The organism is Streptomyces sp. NPDC037288, assembly GCF_055603265.1.
This window is the reverse complement of sequence record NZ_JBVJVY010000055.1, coordinates 1-23,444: the sequence shown is the minus strand read 5'-3', so window position 1 is coordinate 23,444 and position 23,444 is coordinate 1. Positions and strand designations below refer to the sequence as shown.

The window sequence follows — 23,444 nt, the reverse complement described above, 5'->3', positions numbered from 1 at the left end:
CATGGACTAGCCCTATCCGGCCACTGCGAACCATCCGAAGTGACAGTGCACTTCGACTGAACCGTCCGCGCGGGTGACGCGTCATGAACCTGTGAGAAGCGGTGCTGCGAAATCCCTGCGGAATGCCGCCCAGAGGGCAACACTGGGTTCCGACCGACTTATCACCACGGGGGACGGCCATGACCACGACAGAGCGAAAGATCCCACCCATGTGCCAGCACCAGCCGCCGTGTCCACCAGCCGAGTCCGCCGACCGGGAGTCCGCCCGTCTCGTGGCGCACCACCCGGAGCAGGGATGGAGTCTGCTGTGCAACGGCGTCCTGCTCTTCGAGGACACCGGTGAGCTGCTGCCCGACGGCAGGATCATCGCCCCGCACCGTCCGCTCGGTGCGGAGCAGGTGATGACCGCTGCCTGAGCGGAGCGAGAGCGACCCGAGGGGCCGGCCGCACACATCCCGTGCGCACCGGCCCCGACGTGTCTGCGGGGGTGGCTGCGGGCGAGCGCGTGGCAGGCGTTGCTCTTCGTCGGCCGCCTCGGTGTTGTAGTCGTTCGGTTCCCGTCTGTCCGGGGGGTCTTCAGCCCTTGGTGGCGCCGGCGGTGAGGCCGCCGAGCCGGCGTTCGGCGACCGGGTGGAAGGCGAGGGTGGGGACCATGGCGGGGTCGGAACCGCCGGCCGGGCCACAGGCATCAGCACCCGCCAGAAGAAGCCCAGCGGCCCGCGGCCGTCCGGCGTGGCCGCCTGCCCCAGTTCGCCGGGGATCTGCCGGGAGAAGCCGCGCAGGATGGTGATCGTCATCGGCGGCCCGGACGCGGCCTGCGGAAGGATCACAGCGAGCGGGTTGTCCAGCAGGCCCATCGAGCGCAGCAGCAGGAACAGCGGGAGCGCCGCGACCGCGACGACGATGCCGGTCGTACCGACGGCGATCAGCGTGCTGTTGCCGACCAGCCGCCAGACGGAGCCGAGGACGTAACGGACGATCACGGCCGCCGTTCGCGGGACCAGAGGGTCCCTCACGGCCCGAGCGCGGCCCCGCCCCCGGCGAGCAGCGGGGCGGTCGTCGAACGTTTCGGCTGCGGCCCCGCATCTCGGTGGCGGGACAGGGCGGTCGGCCCCAGACCGGCGTACTGACGCGGGTACGGCCACAGCCGGTACCCACGGCAGGCGGCAGCCGCCCGAAGAACACCGTCGGCCCGGCTGGTCGAATCGCCGTTACGGGAGTGGGATGGAAGGAAGCAACGGCCTTGCAGGGCGGGCACGTCCGCGCGAGAGACCCCGGCGTCGCCCGCGAGGAACGGTGGAGTGATGTCCGGTTACGACGTCTCGGCGACCGCTCGGGTGGTGGTCGGTGTGAGCGGGTCCCTGGGCAGCGTCACGGCCCTGCGGCGGGCCACCGCGCTGGCCCGCCGACTGGGGGCCGAACTGTGGCCGGTGCTGGCCTGGGAACCACCGGGCGGTGACCCCGCGGCGCGCCGCTCCCCCGCCGCCGGTCTGCTGGTCGAGGACTGGCAGCGGCTGGCCAGGCAGCGGCTCGCCTCCGTGCTCGAGGAGATCTTCGGCGGGGACGCCCCGGGTGTGCGGATGCACGCCGTCATCGTCCGTGGTGCCCCCGGCCCGGCACTGGTGGCGACCGCGAACCGGGAGGACGACGTCCTGGTGGTGGGCGCCGGGCGACGCGGACTGCAGCGCGCCTTCTCGGGCCGGGTCTCCCGGCACTGCCTGGCGCACGCGGTCTGCCCGGTGCTGGCGGTGCCCCCGTCCCCGCTGGAGTCGCAGTTGCTCTCCGTCCACCGGCGCAACACCTGGCATCTGCGCATGGACATCCGGGGCCTGTGAGGGCCGCGCCGGGACACGCGCCGGACGGCGGGCGCCGGCGTCGCGTCGAAAAGGGCCCGACGGCCATCAGGACCCCGTCAAGGTGGGCCACGGCCCCGCTCCGCCGGGGCCGGCCCTGTCTACCGTCTCAGACATGAGGCATCGCGACGACGCCCACCCCCGGCTCACGGGTCCGTACCCGACCGGCACCGCCGGCGTGGTGGCCGACCGTGACTGGGAGGCGGACACGCGCGTGTCGTTCCGCTGCGCCGGTGTCCTGCTCGGCCTGCTGCTGTTCGTCGACTGGGCGGCAGGCTCCCTCACCTGGTGGCGCGGCGCCCTGTGGCTGGCCGTCGCGCTGCTGTTGTTCCTCGTCCTGTACCCGGTACGGGTCTCGGCCGGTACCGGGTGGCTGGCCACCCGCCGTCTGCTGCGCACCCGCCGGGTCCGCACGGATCTGCTGATCGCGGTGCGCCCGCTGGACGGCGTGTCCCAGCGGCTGGTCCTGCGCGACGCCCTCGGCAACCGGGTCGAGGTCGACCCCGAGGTCCTCATCCGCAATCCCGGTCTGTGGTATCTGCTCGACGAGGGCGCCCGGGTGTCCGAGGCGGCCGGCACCCTGCTGTGCGGCACGACCGCCCTGCACCGCCTCGCCCGCCGCATCGACCGGGAAACGGCCCTGGGCGTGTTCCGGGCCTCCGGCTTGGAGTGACGTGGTGCGCGGGCCCAGGACATGACACTCGGTGGCCGTCCCGGCTGCGCGCTGCGGGCCGTTGCCCCGGACGGCCGTGCTCCCGGCAACCGCCTGCGGCCTCGCCTTCTTGATGCGGCTCTGCCGCTCTCACGCCATTCTTAACGCAAGATTGACGCCTGCTGAGCCCGGATCCATGGGCCCTGGCGTCACTCTCTGCTTACGCTGGTGCCGCCGTCCGCGTGATGGCCGGAAAAGAGCTGAGCCGCACACAGGAGCACGCCGATGGCCACGACCGAGCACCCCCCTCCCAGTCGCTTGCGCAACTGGATGCTGGAGGGGCTGTCCGACATGGGCAAGCACGGCGGCCACACCGGCCCCCACGCCGAACCCGAGCCCCCGCACAAGGGCCAGCGCTGGTGGCGCGTGATGTGCCTGACCGGTGTCGACTACTTCTCGACCCTCGGCTACCAGCCGGGCATCGCGGCCCTCGCGGCCGGTCTGCTGTCGCCGATCGCGACCATCGTGCTGGTCATCGTCACCCTGGCCGGCGCCCTGCCGGTCTACCGCCGGGTGGCCGAGGAGAGCCCGCACGGCGAGGGCTCCATCGCGATGCTGGAGCGGCTGCTGTCGTTCTGGCAGGGCAAGCTGTTCGTGCTCACCCTGCTGGGCTTCGCGGCCACCGACTTCCTCATCACCATCACCCTGTCGGCCGCCGACGCCTCCACCCACCTGGTGGAGAACCCCCACCTGACCAGCACCCTGCACGGCCACCAGATGGTGATCACCCTGTTCCTGGTGGCGCTGCTCGGCGCGGTGTTCCTCAAGGGCTTCCTGGAGGCGATCGGCGTCGCGGTCGCCCTGGTCGGCATCTACCTCGCGCTCAACCTGGTCGTCGTGTTCGTCGGCCTGTGGCACGTCCTCACCGCCGGACATGTCGTCACCGACTGGACCACCGCCCTGACGGCGGAACACGGCAACGTGTTCGTCATGGTCGGCGTGGCGCTGATCGTCTTCCCGAAACTCGCCCTCGGCCTGTCCGGCTTCGAGACCGGTGTCGCGGTCATGCCGCACGTCCAGGGCGACGCCGGGGACACCGAGGACAAGCCGACCGGCCGGATCCGGGACACCAAGAAGCTGCTCACGACCGCGGCGCTCATCATGAGCTGCTTCCTGATCGCCACCAGCTTCATCACCACGCTGCTCATCCCGGAGCAGGACTTCAAGACGGGCGGCCCGGCCAACGGCCGTGCCCTCGCCTACCTCGCGCACGAGTACCTCGGCGGCGCTTTCGGCACGGTCTACGACATCTCGACCATCGCCATCCTGTGGTTCGCCGGCGCCTCCGCGATGGCAGGCCTGCTCAACCTCATGCCGCGCTATCTGCCGCGCTACGGCATGGCCCCGCACTGGGCGCGCGCGGTACGCCCCATGGTGATCGTCTTCACCCTGGTCGCGTTCCTGGTGACCTGGATCTTCGATGCCAACGTCGACAAGCAGGGCGGCGCCTACGCCACCGGTGTCCTGGTGCTGATCAGCTCGGCCGCGATCGCGGTGACCATCGCGGCGCACAAGGCCGAGCAGCGCAACTGGACCATCGGGTTCGGCGTGATCTCGGCGGTGTTCCTCTACACGACCGTCGTGAACGTCATCGAGCGCCCGGACGGTGTGAAGATCGGTGCCTGCTTCATCGCCGGCATCATCCTGGTCTCGCTGGCGTCCCGGCTCGCCCGTGCCTTCGAGCTGCGCGTGACCAGCGTGACGCTCGACCCGTTGGCGGAACGATTCGTCCGGGACATGGCCAGCCGCAAGATGCGGTTCATAGCCAACGAGCCCGGCCACCGGGACAAGGCCGAGTACCGCGACAAGATCGAGCAGATCCGCGCCGACAACGACATGCCCGAACAGGAGGACTTCGTCTTCGTCGAGGTCACGGTCACCGACCCGTCCGAGTTCGAGGCGGGCCTGACCGTGCGCGGCGAGGTGCTGCACGGCCGCTACCGCGTGCTGACCCTGGAGTCCGCCTCCATCCCCAACGCGCTGGCCGCCCTGCTGCTCCACGTCCGGGACAGCACGGGCTGCACCCCGCACATCTACTTCGAGTGGACCGAGGGCAACCCGTTCGCCAACTTCCTGCGCTTCTTCCTCTTCGGCCAGGGCGAGGTCGCTCCGGTCACCCGCGAAGTGCTGCGCGAGGCGGAACCGGACCGGGTGCGCCGCCCGCGGGTGCACACCGGGTGAGACTGCGACGCCCCGACAGGGCCGGCGGGGCACGCCGTACGGGTGGGCCCCCGTCCGGACCACCGCCCGGACGCGGCCTGTCCGCCGACCCACCGTCTCACCCCACGTCCGCGGTTCCCCGCTGATGGCCCTATCGTGACCGGCATGCAGTCCTACACGATCGGCCAGGCGGCACGGCTTCTCGGCGTGAGCCCGGACACCGCCCGCCGCTGGGCCGACGCGGGCCGGGTGGCGACCCATCGCGACGAGGCCGGGCGGCGGCTCGTCGACGGCAGGGACCTGGCCGCGTTCTCGGTGGAGCTGGCCAAGGCGGGCGGCAGCGAGGAGGACCCTTCCTACACCTCCGTGCGCAACGCCTTCCCGGGCATCGTCACGGCGATCAAGCTCGGTGACGTCGCCGCCCAGGTGGAGATCCAGGCCGGCCCGCACCGGCTGGTGTCGCTCCTGACCCGCGAGGCCGTCGAGGAACTGGGCCTGGAGGTCGGCATGGAGGCCACCGCCCGCGTGAAGTCCACCAACGTCCACATCGACCGGGTCTGACACCGCCCGACGCGTGGGGGTGCGGTTCTCATGGAGCTGCCGGTGACGCGTGACCGGGCGTGACCGGCGCTGGAGCCTCACAGCGGTAACCGCCGTCCACCCGGATCGCCGAGATCCCGCTGACGTGCCGGGCCCCGCACCGGTCCTGCGGCAGCACCAGCTGGGGCCCGGCCGCGTCCAGCGGGGTGTCGTCGACACGCACGCCCAGCAGGACCGGCGCGTCCGCGAAGTCCGGATCGATCTCGGCCCAGGAGAGCACCGCGTGGTGGCCGTCGGTACCGGTCACGGCGACGAGAAAGCGCAGCCGGTCCTTGCGCCGTGCCGGGTCGAACCCGGGCCCCGCGTCGGTGAGGACGTCGTACAGGCGCGGGCCGGCGAACCGGTGGTGCTGGATGCCGCTGGTCGCGCACTCGAAGCTGACCTCCACCCGGTGCTGCGGCCAGTGCAGCAGGTCCGGCACCCGCAGCCGGGCGGGCCGGGCCAGATCGCCGGTCAGGGCGAGTTCCGCGAGCGTCACCTGCGACCACCTCCCGCAGCACCGTACCCGCCGTCGCCCTCCGTGCAAACGCACATGCAAGCTACAACTCGCAGGTTCGCAGCTCATGCGAAGAGACAGGAGACTTACGGCTGGCAGATGCGGCAGTATCATCGCCGCACGGCCGGTGCCCCCGGCCGTGACAGGGCGCGACCGTCGTTCCGCAGAACCAGAGGAGTACATCCGTGATGACCCGTTCCGTGCGCCGGACCCGGCGCATGCTGCAGCTGGCCGGTGCGGGAGCCGCCGCCCTGATGGCACTCAGCGCCTGCTCCTCCTCCGGTGACTCCTCCACGACGCCGGCCAAGACCGGCTCCGGTTCACCGAAGCTGTCCGGCACGGTCACCGTGTTCGCCGCCGCCTCCCTGAAAGAGAGCTTCACGACTCTGGGCAGGGAGTTCGAGCAGGCCCACCCGGGCACCAAGGTCAGCTTCAACTTCGGTGGCAGCGACACCCTCGCCGCGAGCATCACCGGCGGTGCCCCGGCGGACGTCTTCGCCGCCGCCAGCCCCAAGACCATGGCGATCGTGACGGACAAGAAGGAAGCGGTCGGCACCCCGGCCACCTTCGTGCGCAACCAGCTGGAGATCGCCACCCTGCCGGGCAACCCGGACAAGGTGTCCTCCCTGAAGGACCTGACCAAGTCCGGCCTGAAGGTCGTCCTGTGCGACAAGACCGTGCCGTGCGGCGCCGCCGCGCAGAAGGCTCTGGACGCCGCCAAGCTCAAGCTCACCCCGGCCTCCTACGAGCAGGACGTCAAGAGCGCCCTGAACAAGGTGGAGCTCAAGGAGGCCGACGCCGCGGTCGTCTACCAGACCGATGTGAAGACGGCGGGTGGCAAGGTGGAGGGCGTGGAGTTCCCCGAGTCCGCCAAGGCCATCAACGACTACCCGATCGTCCAGCTGAAGCACGGCCAGAACGCCGAGGCCGCCAAGGCGTTCATCGCCCTCGTGCAGTCCGCCGAGGGCCAGAAGGCGCTGAGCGAAGCCGGGTTCCTCAAGCCGTGACCTCGCTCCCCGAGCCCGGCGTCGCGGCCGGCCCCCGCACGGGCCGGCCGCGGCGGCGCCGCGTCGGCACGGGGGGCCGGCGCGGAGTGCCGTTGCCGCTGCTGCTGCCGGCCCTGCTGGCGCTGGCGTTCCTGCTGCTGCCGCCGCTCGCGCTGCTGGTCCGCGCGCCCTGGCACAGCCTGCCGGACCAGCTGACCAGCACGGAGGTGTGGCAGGCGCTTCAGCTGTCCCTGGTCAGCGCCAGCGCGGCGACGGCCGTGAGCCTCGTCCTGGGCGTGCCTCTGGCCTGGCTGCTGGCCCGTACGGAGTTTCCCGGCCGGGGCCTCGTACGGGCCCTGGTGACACTGCCCCTGGTCCTGCCGCCGGTGGTCGGCGGTGTCGCCCTGCTGCTGGCCCTCGGCCGCAACGGGGTCATCGGCAAGTGGCTGGACGCCTGGTTCGGGATCACCCTGCCGTTCACCACCACCGGGGTCGTGATCGCGGAGGCGTTCGTCGCGATGCCGTTCCTGGTCATCAGCGTCGAGGGCACGCTGCGCGCGGCCGACCCGCGCTTCGAGGAGGCGGCGACCACGCTCGGCGCGTCCCGGTTCACCGCGTTCCGCCGGGTCACCCTGCCGCTCATCGCGCCCGGCATCGCCGCGGGTGCGGTCCTGGCCTGGGCGCGGGCGCTCGGCGAGTTCGGCGCGACGATCACCTTCGCCGGGAACTTCCCCGGCCGTACGCAGACCATGCCCCTCGCGGTCTACCTGGCCCTGCAGAACGACCCCGACGCCGCCATCTCCCTCAGCCTGGTCCTGCTGACGGTGTCGGTCGCGGTGCTGGCGGGCCTCAGAGACCGGTGGATGACAGCATCATGACAAACCCGCACCCGACAGCGCCCCACGGCGCTCAGCCCCCACAGCAACCACCCGCGGCCGTCGGCGCCGAGCCTCCGCAGGGGCCGCCCGCACCCGACGACGAGAGCCGCACGGATGGTGCGGGCGGGAACCCGGAGCCGGCCGGAAGCCGGCAACCCACCACACACCCGCACCCGCCCACAGCCGGCCTCGACGCCCGCCTGGTCGTCGACCGAGCCGCATTCCGCCTGGAAGTGACCCTCACCGCCGCCCCCGGAGACGTCGTCGCCCTCCTCGGCCCCAACGGCGCCGGCAAGACCACCGCCCTGCGCGCCCTCGCCGGCCTCACCCCCCTCACCGACGGCCATCTCCGCCTCGACGGCGCGGCCCTGGACCGCACTCCCCCGGAGTCCCGCCCGGTCGGCGTGGTCTTCCAGGACTACCTGCTCTTCCCCCACCTGTCCGCCCTCGACAACGTCGCCTTCGGCCCGCGCTGCCACGGCGTGACCAAGGCCGAGGCCCGCGCACAGGCCGCGGCCTGGCTGGACCGCATGGGCCTGACCGACCACGCGGGCGCCAAGCCCCGCCGCCTCTCCGGGGGCCAGGCCCAGCGCGTGGCCCTTGCCCGCGCCCTGGCCGTCCACCCCCGGCTACTGCTCCTGGACGAACCGCTCGCCGCCCTCGACGCCCGCACCCGCCTCGAGGTCCGCGCCCAACTCCGCCGCCACCTCGCCGACTTCGAGGCGGTCGCCGTCCTCGTCACACATGACCCGCTGGACGCCATGGTGCTCGCGGACCGGTTGGTCGTGATAGAGCACGGCCGGGTCGTCCAGGAGGGCACTCCGGCGGACATCGCCCGCCGTCCGCGCACCGACTACATCGCCCAGCTCGTCGGCCTCAACCTCTACCGGGGACAGGCCGACCGGCACACGGTACGGCTCGACGCGGGACCCTCGATCACCACCACGGAAGACCTGTCCGGCCCGGTCTTCGTGGCCTTCCCGCCCAGCGCCGTCACCCTGTTCCGGGACCGGCCCACCGGAGCCAGCGCCCGTAACCTCTGGCGCTGCCGGGTGGCCGGCCTGGAGACGCACGGCGACCAGATCCGCGCCGACCTCGCCGGCGAACTCCCCCTCGCCGCCGACCTCACCACGGTCGCCGCCGCCGACCTCGGTCTGCACCCCGGCGCACCCGTCTGGGCGACGGTGAAAGCGGCGCAGACACACGCGTACCCGGCCTGATCGGGCGGCGCTCTACCGTGGGTGCCCATGACCCTGAGCATCCGCAACCAGCTCCCCGGCACGGTGACCGCGATCCAGCCGGGCGAGGCCATGGCCACCGTCAAGCTCCGCCTGGACGGCGGGCAGCACCTCACCGCGGCCATCACCAAGGAGTCCGCCGAGGACCTCGCCCTCGCCCCCGGCTCACCCGTACGGGCCCTGGTGAAGTCGACCGAGGTCTCCCTCGCCACGCACCGCGTGGAGGGTCTGTCGATCCGCAACCAGCTCCCCGGCGCGGTCGTCGGCCTCACCACCGGCGCCGCGATGGCCTCCGTGAAGATCTCCGTCCCCGGCGGTGAACTGACCGCGGCCATCACCAAGGACGCCGCCACCGACCTGGGCCTCTTCGTGGGCTCCGACGTGATCGCCCTCATCAAGGCGACCGAGGTGTCCCTGGCGACGGCCTGACACGGCGAGGGCCCCGCCCGGAAAACCGGACGGGGCCCTGGAAGCCACCGCTCGCTCAGTCCTCGTACGCGTCCAGCGGCGGGCACGAACAGACCAGGTTGCGGTCGCCGAAGGCCTGGTCGATACGGCGCACCGGCGGCCAGTACTTGTCGGCGGCCGAGACACCGGCCGGGAAGACGGCCTCCTCACGGCTGTAGGCGTGCGTCCACTCGTCGCCGAGCGCGGCGGCCGTGTGCGGGGCACCCCGCAGCGGGTTGTCCTCCGCCGGCCACTCGCCGGAGCCGACCTTCTCGATCTCCGCGCGGATGGCGATCATCGCGTCGCAGAACCGGTCCAGCTCGGTGATGTCCTCCGACTCGGTCGGCTCGATCATCAGCGTGCCGGCCACCGGGAAGGACATGGTCGGCGCGTGGAAGCCGTAGTCGATCAGGCGCTTGGCCACGTCGTCCACGCTCACGCCGGTCGCCTTGGTCAGCGGGCGCAGGTCGATGATGCACTCGTGCGCGACCAGGTTGCCGGGGCCGGTGTAGAGCACCGGGTAGTGCGGCTCCAGGCGCCTGGCGATGTAGTTCGCCGAGAGCACGGCCACCTGCGTGGCGCGCTTGAGGCCCTCGCCGCCCATGAGGCGGACGTACGCCCAGGAGATGGGCAGGATGCCCGCGCTGCCCCACGGCGCCGCCGAGATCGGGCCCACACCGGTCTCCGGGCCCGCGGCCGGCTGCAGCGGGTGGTTCGGCAGGTACGGCGCCAGGTGCCCGCGGACCGCGACCGGGCCCACCCCGGGGCCGCCGCCGCCGTGCGGGATGCAGAAGGTCTTGTGCAGGTTCAGGTGCGAGACGTCACCGCCGAAGTGGCCCGGCTTCGCGAGGCCGACGAGGGCGTTGAGGTTCGCGCCGTCGACGTACACCTGGCCGCCGGCCTCGTGGACCTGGGCGCAGATGTCGGCGACGTGCTCCTCGAACACGCCGTGCGTGGACGGGTAGGTGATCATCAGCACCGCCAGCTCGTCGCGGTACTGCTCGATCTTGGCGCGCAGGTCCGCCACGTCGATCTCGCCGTCGTCGGCGGTCTTGACGACGACGACCTTCATGCCGGCCATCACGGCGCTGGCGGCGTTGGTGCCGTGCGCGGAGGACGGGATGAGGCAGACCGTGCGCTGCTCGTCACCGTTGGCCCGGTGGTAGCCCCGTACGGCCAGCAGACCGGCCAGCTCGCCCTGGGAACCGGCGTTCGGCTGCAGGGAGACCTTGTCGTAGCCGGTGACCTCGGCGAGACGTTCCTCCAGCTCACGGATGAGCGTGAGGTAGCCCTCGGCCTGCTCGGCCGGCACGAAGGGGTGCAGCTGCCCGAACTCCGGCCAGGTGACCGGCTCCATCTCCGTGGTCGCGTTGAGCTTCATGGTGCAGGAGCCCAGCGGGATCATCCCCCGGTCGAGCGCGTAGTCGCGGTCGGCCAGCCTGCGCAGGTAGCGCAGCATCGCGGTCTCGGAGCGGTACTGGTGGAAGACCGGGTGGGTCAGGTAGACGTCGGTGCGCAGCAGCGCCTCGGGGAGGGTGTCCTCGGCGGTCGCGTCCAGCCCCTCGATGTCGCCCTCGACACCGAAGGCGGAGAACACGGCGGCCAGCTGGGCCCGCTTGGTCGTCTCGTCGCAGGCGAGGGAGACGTGGTCGGCGTCGACGAGCCGCAGGTTGACGCCGCCCGCCCGGGCGGCGGCGACGACCTCGGCGGCCCTGCCGGGCACGCGCGCGGTGAGGGTGTCGAAGAAGGCGCCGTGCACGATCTCGACACCGCCGGCCTTCAGGCCCGCGGCGAGGATCGTGGCGTACCGGTGCGTGCGCCGGGCGATGGTCTTCAGCCCCTCCGGCCCGTGGTAGACGGCGTACATGCCGGCCATCACGGCGAGCAGCACCTGCGCGGTGCAGATGTTGCTGGTGGCCTTCTCCCGGCGGATGTGCTGCTCACGGGTCTGCAGCGCGAGCCGGTAGGCCTTGTTGCCGTCGGCGTCGACGGAGACGCCCACGAGGCGGCCGGGCAGGCTGCGCGCGAACTTCTCGTGCACGGCCATGTAGCCCGCGTGCGGACCACCGAAGCCCATCGGCACACCGAAGCGCTGGGTCGTACCGACGGCGATGTCCGCGCCCAGCTCGCCCGGCGAGGTCAGCAGGGTCAGCGCGAGCAGGTCGGCGGCCACGGTGACGAGGGCGCCCAGCTCGTGCGCCTGGTCGATGACCGGCTTGATGTCCCGTACGGCACCGGAGGCGCCCGGGTACTGGATCAGCACGCCGTTGATCTCGCGCTCGGCCAGCTCGGCCGGAATGCCTTCACTGAGGTCGGCGACGACGACCTCCACACCGGTCGGCTCGGCGCGCGTCTCGATGACGGCGATGGTCTGCGGCAGCGCGTCCGCGTCGACCAGGAACAGGCCCTTCTTGTTCTTGCCCATGCGCCGCGACAGGGACATCGCCTCGGCGGCGGCCGTGCCCTCGTCGAGCAGGGAGGCGCCGGAGGTGGGCAGACCGGTGAGGTCGGCGACCACGGTCTGGAAGTTCAGCAGGGCCTCGAGCCGCCCCTGCGAGATCTCCGGCTGGTACGGGGTGTACGCGGTGTACCAGGCGGGGTTCTCCATGACGTTGCGCAGGATGACCGGCGGGGTGAAGGTGCCGTAGTAGCCCAGGCCGATCATGGAGTCGAGGACCTGGTTACGGTCGGCGAGCGAGCGCAGCTCGGCGAGCACCTCGGCCTCGGTGCGGGCTCCCGGCAGGTCGAGGGCGTCGGCGTTCTTGATCACATCAGGGACCGCGGCGGCGGTCAGCTCGTCCAGCGAGCCGTAGCCGACGTGCGCGAGCATCTTGGCCCACGCCTCCTGGTCGGGCCCGATGTGGCGCTGCTCGAAGGGGATGCCCGCTTCGAGCTCCGAGAGCGGAATGCGGTGGGCGGTCATTGCGGAGGCCTCCTGGTCTGACGCGACCTTTGAGGGGCACCACGGCGCGGGTGCCCCGACGGCCTCCCCCTCTGTCATCTCAACCTGAGAGCTTCACCGGGGACCCGAGAGTCCCGGCTTTCACCGTCGGTGAGAGCGGAAGCCGTCGACACCCGCCCTGCTTTCCAGAGTGACCTCGTCCGTGCGGTACGTGAGCCTGAGAGATTCCGGGGAGGATTTGCTCCTTCGGCGCCTCCGAGGTGGTCGGAGGACTCTCCCGCACGGGGTCAGCAGCCGCTGTCAGCCTACCAGCGAGGTCAACGCCCGAGCCTTCGAGTGGCCGCCTCCCTGAATGTGCTCTTTTGTAGTGCTTACGGATGAGTTGCGACCACGTGGAGGGAGAGGGACCGTGCAGACCGAGATCGATCCGCGCAACCTGATCGGCCGCAAGGCGTTCGACCGCAATGGGACCAAGATCGGCACCATCGACGAGGTGTACCTCGACGACGCGACCGGCGTGCCCGAGTGGGCGGCCATACGCACCGGCCTGTTCTCCCGGGACGCCTTCGTCCCCCTGGAGCCCAGCGAACTGATCGAAGGCTCCCTCCACGTCCCCTTCGACCGCACCCTGATCAAGGACGCCCCCGACTTCGGCGTGGGCCGCCATCTCTCCCCCGAACAGGAACTCCAGCTCTACCACCACTACGGCCTGGACGTGGCACCCCCTCCGTCCGTCCCGGACCGTGACTTCGGCAAGCTGGCGGGCTCGGAGGAGAGCTGATCGCTCTGCGGGGTCCCCGACTCCTCATCCCTCTGCGGGGTCCGGGGCGGAGCCTCGTGTCGGCCGCTGCTCGGCTGACCGGGACGGGCGGGCGTGCCGGCGAGGTCCGAAACCAACGGCAACGGATCAGCGGACTCGAGCGCAGGGTCATCGACGAAGAACGTCCGCACCCTCCCCGGAGGGGACTGCGGCGTCTCGAACCGCACGGTCACCCGCCCCAGCCCACTCCCCTGCACCCACCCGGGCCCGTACTCGGCATGCCGCACGTCCTGCCCGGCGCGCCAGTGCCGTCCGACCGGCTCCGGCTGCTGCGCAACGGCCTCAGCCACGGTCTCAGTCACGTCCTCCTCCGGCGTCTCCGCAGCCCGCGAGGGCAACGCCTGCGCGAACAGGTCCTCCTGCGTGTAGTCGGCGAGCCCGGACACACCCACGCCGAGCAGCCGTACCCCGCCCGTGGTGTCCACGGAGTCCAGCAACCGCGCCGCCGCCTCCCGCACGACCGCCGGATCGTCCGTCGGCCCCCTGAGCGTCTCCGACCTGGTCAGCGTGGAGAAGTCGTACCGCCGCACCTTCAGCACGATGGTCCGCCCCGCCAGCCGGGCCCCGCGCAGCCGCCCCACACACCGGTCGGCGAGCCGCTGCACCTCGAGCCCGATCCGCAGCCGGTCGTGGATGTCCACGTCGTAGGTGTCCTCGACCGACACCGACTTCGCCTCGCGCTCGGCCACCACGGGCCGCTCGTCACGGGCCAGGGCCATGGCGTACAGCGCGTGCCCGTGGGCCTTGCCGAGCAGCCGGACCAGCTCGTCCTCGCCCGCCTGAGCCAGTTCCCCGACCGTGGTGATCCCGGCTCTGCGCAGATGGTCGCCGGTGGCCGGCCCGACCCCGGGCAGGGTCCGCACCGGCATGGGCTCCAGCAGGGCCCGCTCGGACCCCGGCTCGATGAGCACCAGACCGTCCGGCTTGGCCTGCTCGGAGGCGATCTTCGCGAGCATCTTGGAGGCGGCGAGCCCGACCGATCCGGTGAGCCCGGTGACCGCCCGGATGTCCGCGCGGAGCCTGATCGCGGTCAGCCGCGCCGACTCCTCGTCCCAGGCCGTCCCGCCGGCCTCCAGGTCCACGAACGCCTCGTCCAGGCTGAGCGGCTCCACCAGCGGTGACAGCTCCCGCAACAGCGCCATCACCTGCTCGCTGACCGCCCGGTACAGGGTGAAGCGCGGCACCAGATAGGCGGCGTTGGGTGCCAGCCGGCGGGCCTGGGCCATGGGCATCGCCGAGTGGACCCCGAAGACCCGCGCCTCGTACGACGCGGTGGCCACCACCCCGCGTGGTCCGAGGCCGCCCACGACGACCGCTTTCCCGCGCAGGCTCGGTTTGGACGCCTGCTCCACCGAGGCGTAGAAGGCATCCATGTCGAGATGCAGGATCGTGGGCGCGTTTCTCACATCTCCGATGCTGCCCCACGGCACTGACAATGCCCGGCCCCGCGAGGACCGGCGTCAGACCGCCCGGTTGCGGCGCCGCGCCAGCTCGTCCGCCGGGTTGTGCCCGACGAGCGTCTCGCCCGTGTCGATGCGCTCGCCGTGCAGCTGGGAGAGCGCGCTTTCCACGTCGCGCCACACCACGCCGACGGCGATCCCGAAGATGCCCTGGCCGCCCTGGAGCAGGGCGTGGACCTCGTCCGGCGAGGTGCACTCGTAGACCGTGGCGCCATCGCTCATCAGCGTCATCCGCTCCAGGTCGCGGAAACCGCGTTCCCTGAGGTGCCGCACGGCGGCGCGGATGTTCTGCAGCGAGACCCCGGTGTCCAGGAACCGCTTCACGATCTTCAGGACGACCACGTCTCGGAAGCTGTACAGCCGCTGGGTTCCCGACCCGTAGGCGGGCCGCACGCTCGGCTCGACCAGGCCGGTGCGGGCCCAGTAGTCGAGCTGTCGGTAGGTGATGCCGGCGGCCGCGCAGGCCGTGGGCCCCCGATAGCCGATCTGCTCGGATGTCATGGACGCCGCCCCTCCGCCGTTCGGCACCGCCGTCGGCCGGTGCGGAGCGTGATCCACCGCGCTGCCGTGAACCGGGTACGGACCGCTCTCCCCGAAACCGCGCACGGGAGCACCCCCAGCCGTACCGTCGCCGCTGGTTCTCACGCCGACCTCCGTCCTTGACCTGCCTTCACGACGGTAGGCAGTCACCAGGGGTGCGTCAACGATCGCCACACTCGGCACGCCGAGTGATAATCACCCTAGGAGTGGTTTCCCGTGTCCCACCGCGGGGAAAGGCTAGCCGAATGCGTTCGGGGGAAGCCGTAGGACGCCCTCAATGGCCGGTGGCACATGCCCGCCTCACCGGGGATCGGCGCTCACCGGCCGCTCATGATCACTGGCTGCTGGTGCCGAAGTCCTCGGGCGAGATCTGGTCGAGGAACTCGCGGAACTTCTCCACCTCGTCCTCCTGCTCGTCCGGAATGGCGATGCCGGCGTCGTCCAGCACCGTGTCACTTCCGTAGATCGGCGTTCCGGTGCGCAGGGCCAGCGCTATGGCATCGGAGGGGCGGGCGCTGACCTCGACGCCGCTGGCGAAGACCAGCTCCGCGTAGAAGACGCCTTCCCGCAGATCGGTGATGCGTACTTCGGTCAGCTCCTGGCCGACGGCCTCCAGCACGTCCTTGAACAGGTCGTGGGTCAGTGGCCTGGCGGGGGCCATGCCCTGCTGGGCGAAGGCGATCGCCGTCGCCTCCCCCGGTCCGATCCAGATGGGGAGGTAACGGTCGCCTCCCACTTCGCGCAGGAGCACGATCGGTTGGTTGGAGGGCATTTCGACCCGGACACCTACGACATCGAGCTCGTTCACACAGCAACCCTAGGCCGTGCCCGGGATGTTTGGGTAGTCGGGCCGGGAACAGGTGCCCGATCCGGCCGCCGGGGAGCCGCCGGAGCTCAGGGCAGCCGCACACCGAGAGCGGTCTGCACCAGTGCCGCGTGCAACTTCACGGTGAGCGCCGCCAGCTCCTTCGTACGGGCCTCGGCGTGCGCCCTGGTCTGCGGGTTGCGGTGGCGCTTGAGCGGGGCGACCACCTGGTCGACGAGACCGGCCTCGCGGTCGGCGGCGGCCTTCATCACCCGCAGGTGGCGCGGCTCGATCCCGAACCGGCCCAGTTCGGCGACGAGCGAGGCCACGGTGACGGCTTCGGCGTCGTACACCCCGTCCTCCAGAGGAGCGATGAGCCCGTACGACTCCCACTCCCGCAGCTCGCCCTCGTCGATGTCCGCGGCCGCCAGCAGCTCGGCCCTGCCCACCCGGGCCACCGTGGGCGTCCCGGGCGGCTCCGGAACGTCCTCCGCGGTGCGCTGACGCCCCACGAGGGGCAGCTGGACGGCCTCACCCCGCTCTATGGCGTCCAGCCGCTCGCGGATCACCTTGAGCGGCAGATAGTGGTCCCGCTGCATCCTCAGCACATGCGCCAGGCGCTCGACATCCCCGGCGCTGAACTTGCGGTACCCCGAAGGGGTCCGCTGCGGCTCGATGAGCCCCTCGGCCTCCAGGAAACGGATCTTGGAGATGGTGACTTCGGGGAACTCGTCGCGCAGCGCGTTCAGCACCGTGCCGATGCTCATCAGCCCACTGTCCCTGGCGGCGGTACCGCTTCCGGCACCGCCGCTCGGTGTTTGAAGCATGGACCTTCCCTGGGGTCCCCCCGGACGCCGGTCCGGGGGCGGGTCAGATGCCCTGCCGGCTCGCGTAGAACACCAGCCGGTACTTGCCGATCTGCACCTCGTCACCGTTCGACAGAGCGACCTGGTCGATCCGCTCCCGGTTGACGTACGTGCCGTTCAGACTGCCCACGTCGGCCACCGTGAACGAGCCGTCCGGGGAACGCCGGAACTCCACGTGCCGACGCGAGACCGTGACGTCGTCCAGGAAGATGTCGCTCTGCGGATGACGGCCCGCCGTGGTCAGGTCGCTGTCCAGCAGGAAGCGGCTGCCCGAGTTCGGTCCCCGGCGCACCACCAGCAGCGCCGAGCCCAGCGGCAGCGCGTCCACCGCGGCCTGCGCCTCCGGCGACAGCATCGGCATCTGCGTCTGGCCGGTGACCTCGGAGTCGTAGGCCTCCAGACCGGAGATCGAGATCGTGGACGTCGTCTCGGAGGCACGCTCCGGCGCCACTCCCGGGCGCAGCGGCGCACCACAGTTGGAACAGAAGCGTGCGTTCTCCGCATTGCGGTTACCGCACCTCGTACACACCAGGGCCGACATGGACGGATCCTCCTGCTGCGGCTGCCCCGCCGGGGCATGGGACGCGTACGGACCGGGGGCGAACCCTCCGCCCGCACCTGAGGTTGACGGTTGCCCGAAACCTATGCCGCCGGACTGGGCAGGGTCAACCGACGCCCCGCCCTGACCTCCGGAAATGTCACCGCCCGGACCAGCGACCTGGTCCCGGAACAGCGGGCGCTGGCCCTCCGCGTCAGGCTGTGCGCGATGCCGAGCGGTCGCGTTGCCGCTGCCTTCTCGTGCGCTCTTGCCGAACAACTTCGCAAACAACTTCACGGGCGATTCCCCTTGACCGAAACAGACCCGCCCGTGGGGCAGGACGAACCCTGATTGCCTACACCGGCCGAGCCGGACATTCTCACAACGTCCGTATCCACCAGACAGTTTCCATCACGCACCACCCCTTCGGTGCGCCGACCCCCCGCAACCTCATGCCCCTGCGCGACGTCCCCCATGCACCACCGGTTCACTGGGAGGACGACCGAGCGTAGTCAGGCCGCTTCGCCTGTCGCAAGGCGTCCACGACGATCTTGTCCGACTGCTCGACGGTCACCGTGGCCTGCTCCTTCTCCAGTGTCTGCACCACGCCTCCCGGGATGTTCAACGCCGGCTCCAGGTCCTGTGGCTTGCCGATGACCTTGAAACGATAGGGGGCGTTGATCTTGTTCCCGTCGACGCCGACACCGTTGCCGGAGTCCGTGAAGTAGGTGCCCGCGACGACCCGTACCCCGTTGACCTGGATCGCCTCCGCACCGGCCGCACGCAGCTCCTGAATCGCGTCGAGCAGCATGTCCGCCTTGACCGTTCCCTTCGCGTCCTCGATCGTCATCGTGATGCCGGGACCCCGCGCCGCCACGGTGCCCGCCAGAATGCCGAGTTGCCTCTCCTTCTCGGCCGTCTGCTTGCGGGCCTCCGCTGCCTGGTCGGAACTGCTCTGCAGTTCCTGGCGCTGCTTTTCGAGTCCCTGCTTCTCGTCCTCAAGACGCTGGGTACGCGAATCCAGTTCATCGAGGATGCGAACAAGATCTTCCTGGCGTGCGCCGCGCAGCGCGCTGCCGCTGTCGCTGTTGGACGCCACCTGCACCGCCAGGCCGAAGCCGAGGCCGAACAGCAGCAGCGCGACGATGAGTTGGGCCCGGGTGACCCGCGGCGGCCACAGCCCCTTGACCAGCCGCTGCCGGCCGGTCAGCGGCTGTTCCGTCCGCTGCTCGGGCTCCGGCTCCGGCACCCGCGCGGGCACCTCCTCGGGCAGCTCCTTGCGCAGCCGGTTCTCCGGCCGCTCCGGCTGCTCGTTCTGCTCGTTCTGTTCGCTCATCGGTGTCACGCCCGGAAAACGTGCCGGCGGATCGCCGCGGCGTTGGAGAAGATCCGGATACCCAGGACCACCACGACACCCGTGGACAGCTGCGCGCCCACGCCCAACTTGTCGCCGAGGAAGACGATCAGCGCGGCGACGACCACGTTCGACAGGAACGACACGACGAAGACCTTGTCGTCGAAGATGCCGTCGAGCATGGCCCGCAGACCGCCGAACACGGCGTCCAGTGCCGCCACGACGGCGATCGGCAGATAAGGCTCGACGACCGCCGGAACCTCGGGCCGGACCAACAGGCCGGCCACGACTCCCACGACGAGGCCCAGTACGGCGATCACGATGTGCCCTTCTCAGTCTTGTCGGTGCTCGGCTGTGCTGTGCGTACGATCACACTGGGTGCGGCGGGCAACCGTACGTCACCCTCGGTGGAGATGGTGGCGCGGATGCCGAAGTTCTGCTCCAGGGCATGCAGGTACAGGCCGTCGGGGCTGTTCTGGAACCCGTTGCTCAACCTGTTCCGCTCCCCCACCGCCAGCACCGTGTACGGCGGCACCAGCGGTCTGTTGTCGACCAGTATCGCGTCCCCCGCGGCCCTGATCGCCGACAGGGCGGTCAGCCGCTGCCCGTTGATGGAGACGGCCTCCGCGCCGGACTCCCACAGCCCGTTGACCACGCGCTGCATGTCCCGGTCGCGCACCCGGCCGGTGTCGGAGAACCCCGAGGTCTCCCTCGGATTGGTGCCGTCACCGCCGGAGCTGGCCTCCTTGGCGTCGTTCACGACGAGCTTGACGCCAGGCCCGTGGACCGCGGTGGCGCCCGACAGAACATCCACCAGGTCCGCCTGCGCACTGCCGCCACTCGACTTCAGCGCCGCCCGCTGGCGCGCGCCGACCATGTCCCGGAGCGTGTCGACGGTACCCTCCAGCTTGTCCGCGGCCGCGGTCTCGCTGTCGATGCGGTCGATCAGCTCCTGGTGCTCCTTCGCCACCACGGGCGCCGCCGCCCGCGTCTGGGCCGCCCCGACGGTCACGACCAGCGCCGCGAGGACGAGCCCTGACGCGAGGCCCAGCTTCGCCCGCAAAGTCCTGGGCAGCCCGCCCTCGCCCTGGGACTTCTTCCGGGCGGCGGCCTCGGCGTACCCGTCGTCGAGGCTGTGGTCCATGACGTTGGTGATCAACGACATGGAGGCGTCCGGGCGCTGCGGCCGCGTGGGGCTGCTCCGAACGGGGGGTTGCTGCGGCATGCCGCACATCGTCGCATGTCGCGGCCAGTACCTCCGAATGGCCCCACCGACGTGCCGGACAGGCCCCCACGGGGACACTTGTCCGGCACGCACGCGTGCGTGGGTTCTGCCGTCCGGTGGTGTGGACTCCCCTACCCTCCGGCCCTACCGCCCGGCGCTGTCCACGACGGCCGACCACTCGTCGAGCAGCGCCTGTGCCGAGGCGTCGTCGGGCCCCTCGGCCCACAGATGGGTGACGGCCTCGGCCGGGTCGGGCAGCACCATCACCCAGCGCCCGTCCGTCTCCACGACCCGCACACCGTCGGTCGTGTCGACAAAGCGATCCCCGGCGGCCTCGACGACCCGCCGCATCACCAGGCCCTTGACGGCCCACGGCGTGGCCAGGTCCCGCTTGAGGACGTGCGCACGCGGAATCCGCGCGTCGATCTGGCTCAGGGTGAGCTGCGTACGCGCCACCAGCCCGATCAGCCGTACGAAGGCCGCCGTACCGTCGTAGACACTGCTGAACTCGGGGACGATGAACCCGCCCTTGCCGTCACCTCCGAAGATCGTGCCCTCCTCGCCGCCCACCCGCGTGAGGTCGTCGGGCGAGGTCGTCGTCCACTCGACCTGTGTGCCGTGGTAGGCGGCCACCTGCTCGGCGATCCGGGTCGTGGTCACCGGCAGCGCCACCCGGCCGCTGCGCCGCTCCGCGGCCACCAGGTCCAGCATCACCAGCAGCGCACGGTCGTCCTCGATGATCCGGCCCTTCTCGTCCACGAGCGACAGCCGCTCGCCCACGGGGTCGAACCGGACACCGAACGCGGCCCCCGAGGACGCCACTATCTCGCCCAGCCGCACCAGACCGTTGCGCCGTATCTCGGCCGTCTCCGTGGGCCTGGACTCGTCGAGACCGGGGTTGATGGTCAGAGAGTCCACACCGAGTTTGCCGAGCAGGCTCGGCAGCACCAGCCCGGCACTGCCGTTGGAGGCGTCGACGACGACCTTCAGGCCCGACTCGGCGATCCCGGTCGTGTCGACGTTCCGCAGCAGTGAACCGGTGTACGAGTCGAAGACGCTGGCCGGGAAGTACAGGTCGCCGATCTCACCGGGGAACGCCCGCCGGTACTCCTGCCGCGCGAACACCCGGTCCAGCTTGCGCTGGCTGCCCTGCGAGAGGTCGGCGCCGTTGCCGTCGAAGAACATGATGTCGACCGAGTCCGGCACTCCGGGCGAGGTGCGGATCATGATGCCGCCCGCACTGCCCCGCGCGGTCTGCTGACGGGCCACCGGCAGCGGCACGTTCTCCAGGTCGCGTACGTCGATGGCACTGGCCTGCAGCGCGGAGATGACCGCCCGCTTGAGCGCTCGGGCGCCTCGGGAGTGGTCGCGGGCCGTGGTGACCGTGGATCCCTTCTTCAGGGTCGTCGCATAGGCACCGGCCAGCCGCACGGCCAGTTCCGGCGTGATCTCCACGTTCAGGATGCCGGACACACCCCGGGCGCCGAACAGATGGGCCTGCCCTCTGGACTCCCAGATGACGGAGGTGTTGACGAAGGCGCCGGCCTCGATGGTCTTGAACGGGTAGACGCGGACGTTGCCCTGAACGATCGACTCCTCGCCGATCAGACACTCGTCGCCGATGACCGCGCCGTCCTCGATCCGCGCGGCACGCATGATGTCGGTGTTCTTTCCGACGACACAGCCACGCAGATTGCTGTGCTGCCCGACGTACACGTTGTCGTGCACGACGGCCTTGTGCAGGAAGGCGCCGCTCTTGACGACGACATTCGAGCCGACGACGGTGTGCTCGCGGATCTCGGCGCCGGCCTCGACCTTCGCGTAGTCGCCGATGTAAAGCGGTCCGCGCAGTGCGGCATCGGGATGCACCTCGGCACCCTCCGCCACCCACACACCGGGCGAGATCTCGAAGCCGTCGATGTCGACGTTGACCTTGCCCTCGAGCACGTCGGCCTGGGCCTTCACATAGCTCTCGTGGGTGCCGACGTCCTCCCAGTAGCCCTCGGCTACATAGCCGTAGATCGGCTTGCCTTCCTTCATCAATTGCGGGAAGACGTCGCCGGACCAGTCGACCGGAACATCCGGTTCGACATAGTTGAATACCTCGGGCTCCATCACATAGATGCCCGTGTTGACCGTGTCGGAGAAGACCTGCCCCCAGGTCGGCTTCTCCAGGAAGCGCTCGACCTTGCCTTCCTCGTCGACGATGGTGATGCCGAACTCCAGCGGATTGGGCACCCGGGTCAGACAGACCGTGACCAGGGCGCCATTCTCCTTGTGGAAATTGATCAGCTCCGTGAGGTCGAAGTCGGTCAGGGCATCACCGGAGATGACGAGGAAAGCATCGTCCTTCAACGCCTCTTCGGCGTTCTTGACGCTTCCGGCGGTACCGAGTGGCTTCTCCTCATTGGCATAAGTGAGCTCCATTCCGAGCTCTTCGCCGTCGCCGAAGTAGTTCTTGACGAGCGATGCCAGGAACTGGACGGTGACTACGGTCTCGGTGAGCCCGTGCCTTTTGAGCAGCCGTAGCACGTGCTCCATGATCGGGCGGTTGACCACGGGCAGGAGCGGCTTGGGCATGCTAGAGGTCATGGGGCGCAGGCGGGTGCCTTCGCCCCCGGCCATCACGACGGCCTTCATGTCGGAAGCGTCCTCCTCCAAGAGACGACGGTCTAGCCGACTTCACCCGTCCAGATTGTCCCGCACTTTTCCACCGCGGGCCATCGAGGCGCACGTCCGGGCAATCGCCGAGCTCAATCGGCCATGGCGTCCGCGCGAACCAATCGGCGGACTTGTACCACGTAGAGCACTCCTGCCCACCAGTAGAGGGTTGTACCCCACCCGGCGAACGCCCATCCGAAAACAGCGGCGACTGACGCGATCCACGTGGTTCCGTCGCTAAGGAGCAGCAGGGGGAAGGCGTACATCAAGTTGAAGGTGGCGGCCTTCCCGAGGAAGTTCACCTGCGGCGGCGGATACCCGTGCCGGCGAAGGATGCCCACCATCACCAGGAGCATCAGCTCTCGCGCGAGCAGGAGAGCGGTCAGCCAGACCGGGAGGATCTCCCGCCAGGTGAGACCGACCAGCGTGGAAAGTACGTACAGCCGGTCGGCGGCGGGGTCGAGGAGCCGGCCGAGGCTGCTGATCTGATTCCAGCGCCGGGCGAGCTTGCCGTCCAGATAGTCACTGATCCCGCTGAAAGCGAGCACGAGAAGAGCCCAGCCGTCGCTCTTGGGACCCCCGAACTCGGGCCTGAGGATCAACCACAGGAAGAGGGGTACGCCGACGAGCCGTGCCATGCTGAGGATGTTGGGGATGGTGAGGACCCGGTCTGTCTGGACACGGGTCTCCTGGACCTCCACCCGGGGGCCTCCTGTGCGAAACGAGCCAACGATGCTCCCTGACCCTACCTCAACGCAAAAAAGCTCCGGCTCCTGGGCAGTGCCCAAGAGCCGGAGCTGTAAAAGGAGTTCGGCGGTGTCCTACTCTCCCACAGGGTCCCCCCTGCAGTACCATCGGCGCTGTGAGGCTTAGCTTCCGGGTTCGGAATGTAACCGGGCGTTT

General features: G+C 70.4%; 22 protein-coding genes, 1 rRNA gene, 1 pseudogene and 1 riboswitch. Of the genes and pseudogenes, 10 read left to right on the top strand and 14 right to left on the bottom strand.

The annotated features are described in order from the left end of the window. Window positions 1-209: 209 nt before the first annotated feature. Window positions 210-416 carry a DUF5999 family protein gene (locus tag ACZ7GZ_RS37095; protein ID WP_030603474.1) on the top strand — a complete coding sequence of 69 codons (207 nt, stop codon included), beginning with the start codon at window positions 210-212 and terminating at the stop codon, window positions 414-416. Between the two features lie 160 nt (window positions 417-576). Here ACZ7GZ_RS37095 and ACZ7GZ_RS37090 read toward each other — a convergent pair. After that, a pseudogene (locus ACZ7GZ_RS37090) lies at window positions 577-962 on the bottom strand (ABC transporter permease family protein); the annotation flags it as partial. 342 nt (window positions 963-1,304) lie between these two features. On the opposite strand from ACZ7GZ_RS37090, the gene ACZ7GZ_RS37085 reads away from it, so the two are divergent. The 4 genes from ACZ7GZ_RS37085 to ACZ7GZ_RS37070 all read left to right on the top strand — a co-directional run bounded on the left by ACZ7GZ_RS37085 (window position 1,305) and on the right by ACZ7GZ_RS37070 (window position 5,286). After that, window positions 1,305-1,835, top strand: coding sequence for a universal stress protein (locus tag ACZ7GZ_RS37085; protein WP_471031326.1), 531 nt, complete (start codon window positions 1,305-1,307; stop codon window positions 1,833-1,835). 133 nt (window positions 1,836-1,968) lie between these two features. Then, the gene (locus ACZ7GZ_RS37080; RefSeq protein WP_471031325.1) at window positions 1,969-2,526 is read left to right on the top strand and encodes a hypothetical protein; all 558 of its coding nucleotides are present in this window, start codon (window positions 1,969-1,971) and stop codon (window positions 2,524-2,526) included. A gap of 264 nt (window positions 2,527-2,790) precedes the next feature. Continuing rightward, window positions 2,791-4,746 carry an APC family permease gene (locus ACZ7GZ_RS37075; protein ID WP_471031322.1) on the top strand — a complete coding sequence of 652 codons (1,956 nt, stop codon included), beginning with the start codon at window positions 2,791-2,793 and terminating at the stop codon, window positions 4,744-4,746. Between the two features lie 144 nt (window positions 4,747-4,890). Then, window positions 4,891-5,286 carry a TOBE domain-containing protein gene (locus tag ACZ7GZ_RS37070; protein WP_471031320.1) on the top strand — a complete coding sequence of 132 codons (396 nt, stop codon included), beginning with the start codon at window positions 4,891-4,893 and terminating at the stop codon, window positions 5,284-5,286. A gap of 28 nt (window positions 5,287-5,314) precedes the next feature. Here ACZ7GZ_RS37070 and ACZ7GZ_RS37065 read toward each other — a convergent pair whose 3' ends face one another. After that, a complete protein-coding gene (locus ACZ7GZ_RS37065) occupies window positions 5,315-5,803 on the bottom strand; it encodes a molybdopterin-dependent oxidoreductase (RefSeq protein WP_471031318.1) in 489 nt (162 codons plus the stop codon). 206 nt (window positions 5,804-6,009) lie between these two features. Between ACZ7GZ_RS37065 and modA the strand changes: the two genes are divergently transcribed. From modA to ACZ7GZ_RS37045, 4 genes are read left to right on the top strand one after another with little or no spacing between them, the layout of a single operon-like run. Next, a complete protein-coding gene (gene modA / locus ACZ7GZ_RS37060) occupies window positions 6,010-6,828 on the top strand; it encodes a molybdate ABC transporter substrate-binding protein (protein WP_471031317.1) in 819 nt (272 codons plus the stop codon). Then, window positions 6,825-7,685 carry a molybdate ABC transporter permease subunit gene (modB, locus tag ACZ7GZ_RS37055; RefSeq protein ID WP_471031315.1) on the top strand — a complete coding sequence of 287 codons (861 nt, stop codon included), beginning with the start codon at window positions 6,825-6,827 and terminating at the stop codon, window positions 7,683-7,685. The genes modA and modB overlap by 4 nt, the downstream gene beginning before the upstream one ends. After that, window positions 7,682-8,905 (top strand): ABC transporter ATP-binding protein, encoded by a 1,224-nt coding sequence (locus ACZ7GZ_RS37050; RefSeq protein ID WP_471031312.1) that lies wholly within the window; start codon window positions 7,682-7,684, stop codon window positions 8,903-8,905. Before modB ends, ACZ7GZ_RS37050 begins: the two co-directional genes overlap by 4 nt. A gap of 27 nt (window positions 8,906-8,932) precedes the next feature. Then, window positions 8,933-9,352, top strand: coding sequence for a TOBE domain-containing protein (locus tag ACZ7GZ_RS37045; RefSeq protein ID WP_471031310.1), 420 nt, complete (start codon window positions 8,933-8,935; stop codon window positions 9,350-9,352). 55 nt (window positions 9,353-9,407) lie between these two features. Here ACZ7GZ_RS37045 and gcvP read toward each other — a convergent pair whose 3' ends face one another. Beyond that, window positions 9,408-12,293 carry an aminomethyl-transferring glycine dehydrogenase gene (gene gcvP / locus ACZ7GZ_RS37040; protein WP_471031308.1) on the bottom strand — a complete coding sequence of 962 codons (2,886 nt, stop codon included), beginning with the start codon at window positions 12,291-12,293 and terminating at the stop codon, window positions 9,408-9,410. Window positions 12,294-12,467: 174 nt separating this feature from the next. Then, a riboswitch (glycine riboswitch) is annotated at window positions 12,468-12,562 on the bottom strand. A gap of 119 nt (window positions 12,563-12,681) precedes the next feature. Between gcvP and ACZ7GZ_RS37035 the strand changes: the two genes are divergently transcribed. Next, window positions 12,682-13,053, top strand: a complete 372-nt coding sequence (locus tag ACZ7GZ_RS37035; protein ID WP_471031305.1) for a PRC-barrel domain-containing protein — start codon at window positions 12,682-12,684, stop codon at window positions 13,051-13,053. On the opposite strand, the gene ACZ7GZ_RS37030 is transcribed toward ACZ7GZ_RS37035, so the two are convergent. The 11 genes from ACZ7GZ_RS37030 to rrf form a co-directional block, all read right to left on the bottom strand. Next, window positions 12,975-14,498: a DNA polymerase IV gene (locus ACZ7GZ_RS37030; protein WP_471031304.1), complete on the bottom strand. Its 1,524-nt coding sequence runs from the start codon at window positions 14,496-14,498 to the stop codon at window positions 12,975-12,977. The two genes, ACZ7GZ_RS37035 and ACZ7GZ_RS37030, sit on opposite strands and share 79 nt — an antisense overlap. A 54-nt stretch (window positions 14,499-14,552) precedes the next feature. Further along, complete coding sequence (locus ACZ7GZ_RS37025; RefSeq protein ID WP_471031302.1) at window positions 14,553-15,197, bottom strand: MerR family transcriptional regulator; 645 nt, start codon at window positions 15,195-15,197, stop codon at window positions 14,553-14,555. A gap of 229 nt (window positions 15,198-15,426) precedes the next feature. Further along, on the bottom strand, window positions 15,427-15,900 hold the full coding sequence (locus tag ACZ7GZ_RS37020) for a bifunctional nuclease family protein (protein ID WP_026253112.1): 474 nt from the start codon (window positions 15,898-15,900) through the stop codon (window positions 15,427-15,429). 86 nt (window positions 15,901-15,986) lie between these two features. Further along, window positions 15,987-16,724: a transcriptional regulator FtsR gene (gene ftsR / locus ACZ7GZ_RS37015; RefSeq protein ID WP_471031301.1), complete on the bottom strand. Its 738-nt coding sequence runs from the start codon at window positions 16,722-16,724 to the stop codon at window positions 15,987-15,989. Between the two features lie 43 nt (window positions 16,725-16,767). After that, window positions 16,768-17,598, bottom strand: a complete 831-nt coding sequence (locus tag ACZ7GZ_RS37010; protein ID WP_363219337.1) for an FHA domain-containing protein — start codon at window positions 17,596-17,598, stop codon at window positions 16,768-16,770. Window positions 17,599-17,788: 190 nt separating this feature from the next. Continuing rightward, a complete protein-coding gene (locus ACZ7GZ_RS37005; RefSeq protein ID WP_471031299.1) occupies window positions 17,789-18,637 on the bottom strand; it encodes a DUF881 domain-containing protein in 849 nt (282 codons plus the stop codon). A gap of 5 nt (window positions 18,638-18,642) precedes the next feature. Further along, on the bottom strand, window positions 18,643-18,975 hold the full coding sequence (locus ACZ7GZ_RS37000; protein WP_003988855.1) for a small basic family protein: 333 nt from the start codon (window positions 18,973-18,975) through the stop codon (window positions 18,643-18,645). Continuing rightward, a complete protein-coding gene (locus ACZ7GZ_RS36995) occupies window positions 18,972-19,889 on the bottom strand; it encodes a DUF881 domain-containing protein (protein WP_471031297.1) in 918 nt (305 codons plus the stop codon). Before ACZ7GZ_RS36995 ends, ACZ7GZ_RS37000 begins: the two co-directional genes overlap by 4 nt. A 135-nt stretch (window positions 19,890-20,024) precedes the next feature. Next, a complete protein-coding gene (locus ACZ7GZ_RS36990) occupies window positions 20,025-22,520 on the bottom strand; it encodes a sugar phosphate nucleotidyltransferase (protein ID WP_471031296.1) in 2,496 nt (831 codons plus the stop codon). 113 nt (window positions 22,521-22,633) lie between these two features. Next, window positions 22,634-23,242, bottom strand: a complete 609-nt coding sequence (locus ACZ7GZ_RS36985; protein ID WP_471031294.1) for a CDP-alcohol phosphatidyltransferase family protein — start codon at window positions 23,240-23,242, stop codon at window positions 22,634-22,636. A gap of 107 nt (window positions 23,243-23,349) precedes the next feature. After that, window positions 23,350-23,444, bottom strand: a 5S ribosomal RNA gene (gene rrf, locus ACZ7GZ_RS36980); the annotation flags it as partial.

Excerpts from the sequence above, each read along its gene's own strand:
- ACZ7GZ_RS37075 (WP_471031322.1), top strand. The coding sequence starts at position 2,791 with ATGGCCACGACCGAGCACCCCCCTCCCAGTCGCTTGCGCAACTGGATG.
- gcvP (WP_471031308.1), bottom strand. The coding sequence starts at position 12,293 with ATGACCGCCCACCGCATTCCGCTCTCGGAGCTCGAAGCGGGCATCCCC.
- modA (WP_471031317.1), top strand. The coding sequence starts at position 6,010 with ATGACCCGTTCCGTGCGCCGGACCCGGCGCATGCTGCAGCTGGCCGGT.
- ACZ7GZ_RS36995 (WP_471031297.1), bottom strand. The coding sequence starts at position 19,889 with ATGTGCGGCATGCCGCAGCAACCCCCCGTTCGGAGCAGCCCCACGCGG.
- ACZ7GZ_RS37080 (WP_471031325.1), top strand. The coding sequence starts at position 1,969 with ATGAGGCATCGCGACGACGCCCACCCCCGGCTCACGGGTCCGTACCCG.
- ACZ7GZ_RS37005 (WP_471031299.1), bottom strand. The coding sequence starts at position 18,637 with ATGAGCGAACAGAACGAGCAGAACGAGCAGCCGGAGCGGCCGGAGAAC.
- ACZ7GZ_RS37050 (WP_471031312.1), top strand. The coding sequence starts at position 7,682 with ATGACAAACCCGCACCCGACAGCGCCCCACGGCGCTCAGCCCCCACAG.
- ACZ7GZ_RS37045 (WP_471031310.1), top strand. The coding sequence starts at position 8,933 with ATGACCCTGAGCATCCGCAACCAGCTCCCCGGCACGGTGACCGCGATC.
- ACZ7GZ_RS37095 (WP_030603474.1), top strand. The coding sequence starts at position 210 with ATGTGCCAGCACCAGCCGCCGTGTCCACCAGCCGAGTCCGCCGACCGG.
- ftsR (WP_471031301.1), bottom strand. The coding sequence starts at position 16,724 with ATGCTTCAAACACCGAGCGGCGGTGCCGGAAGCGGTACCGCCGCCAGG.
- ACZ7GZ_RS37070 (WP_471031320.1), top strand. The coding sequence starts at position 4,891 with ATGCAGTCCTACACGATCGGCCAGGCGGCACGGCTTCTCGGCGTGAGC.
- ACZ7GZ_RS37085 (WP_471031326.1), top strand. The coding sequence starts at position 1,305 with ATGTCCGGTTACGACGTCTCGGCGACCGCTCGGGTGGTGGTCGGTGTG.
- ACZ7GZ_RS36990 (WP_471031296.1), bottom strand. The coding sequence starts at position 22,520 with ATGAAGGCCGTCGTGATGGCCGGGGGCGAAGGCACCCGCCTGCGCCCC.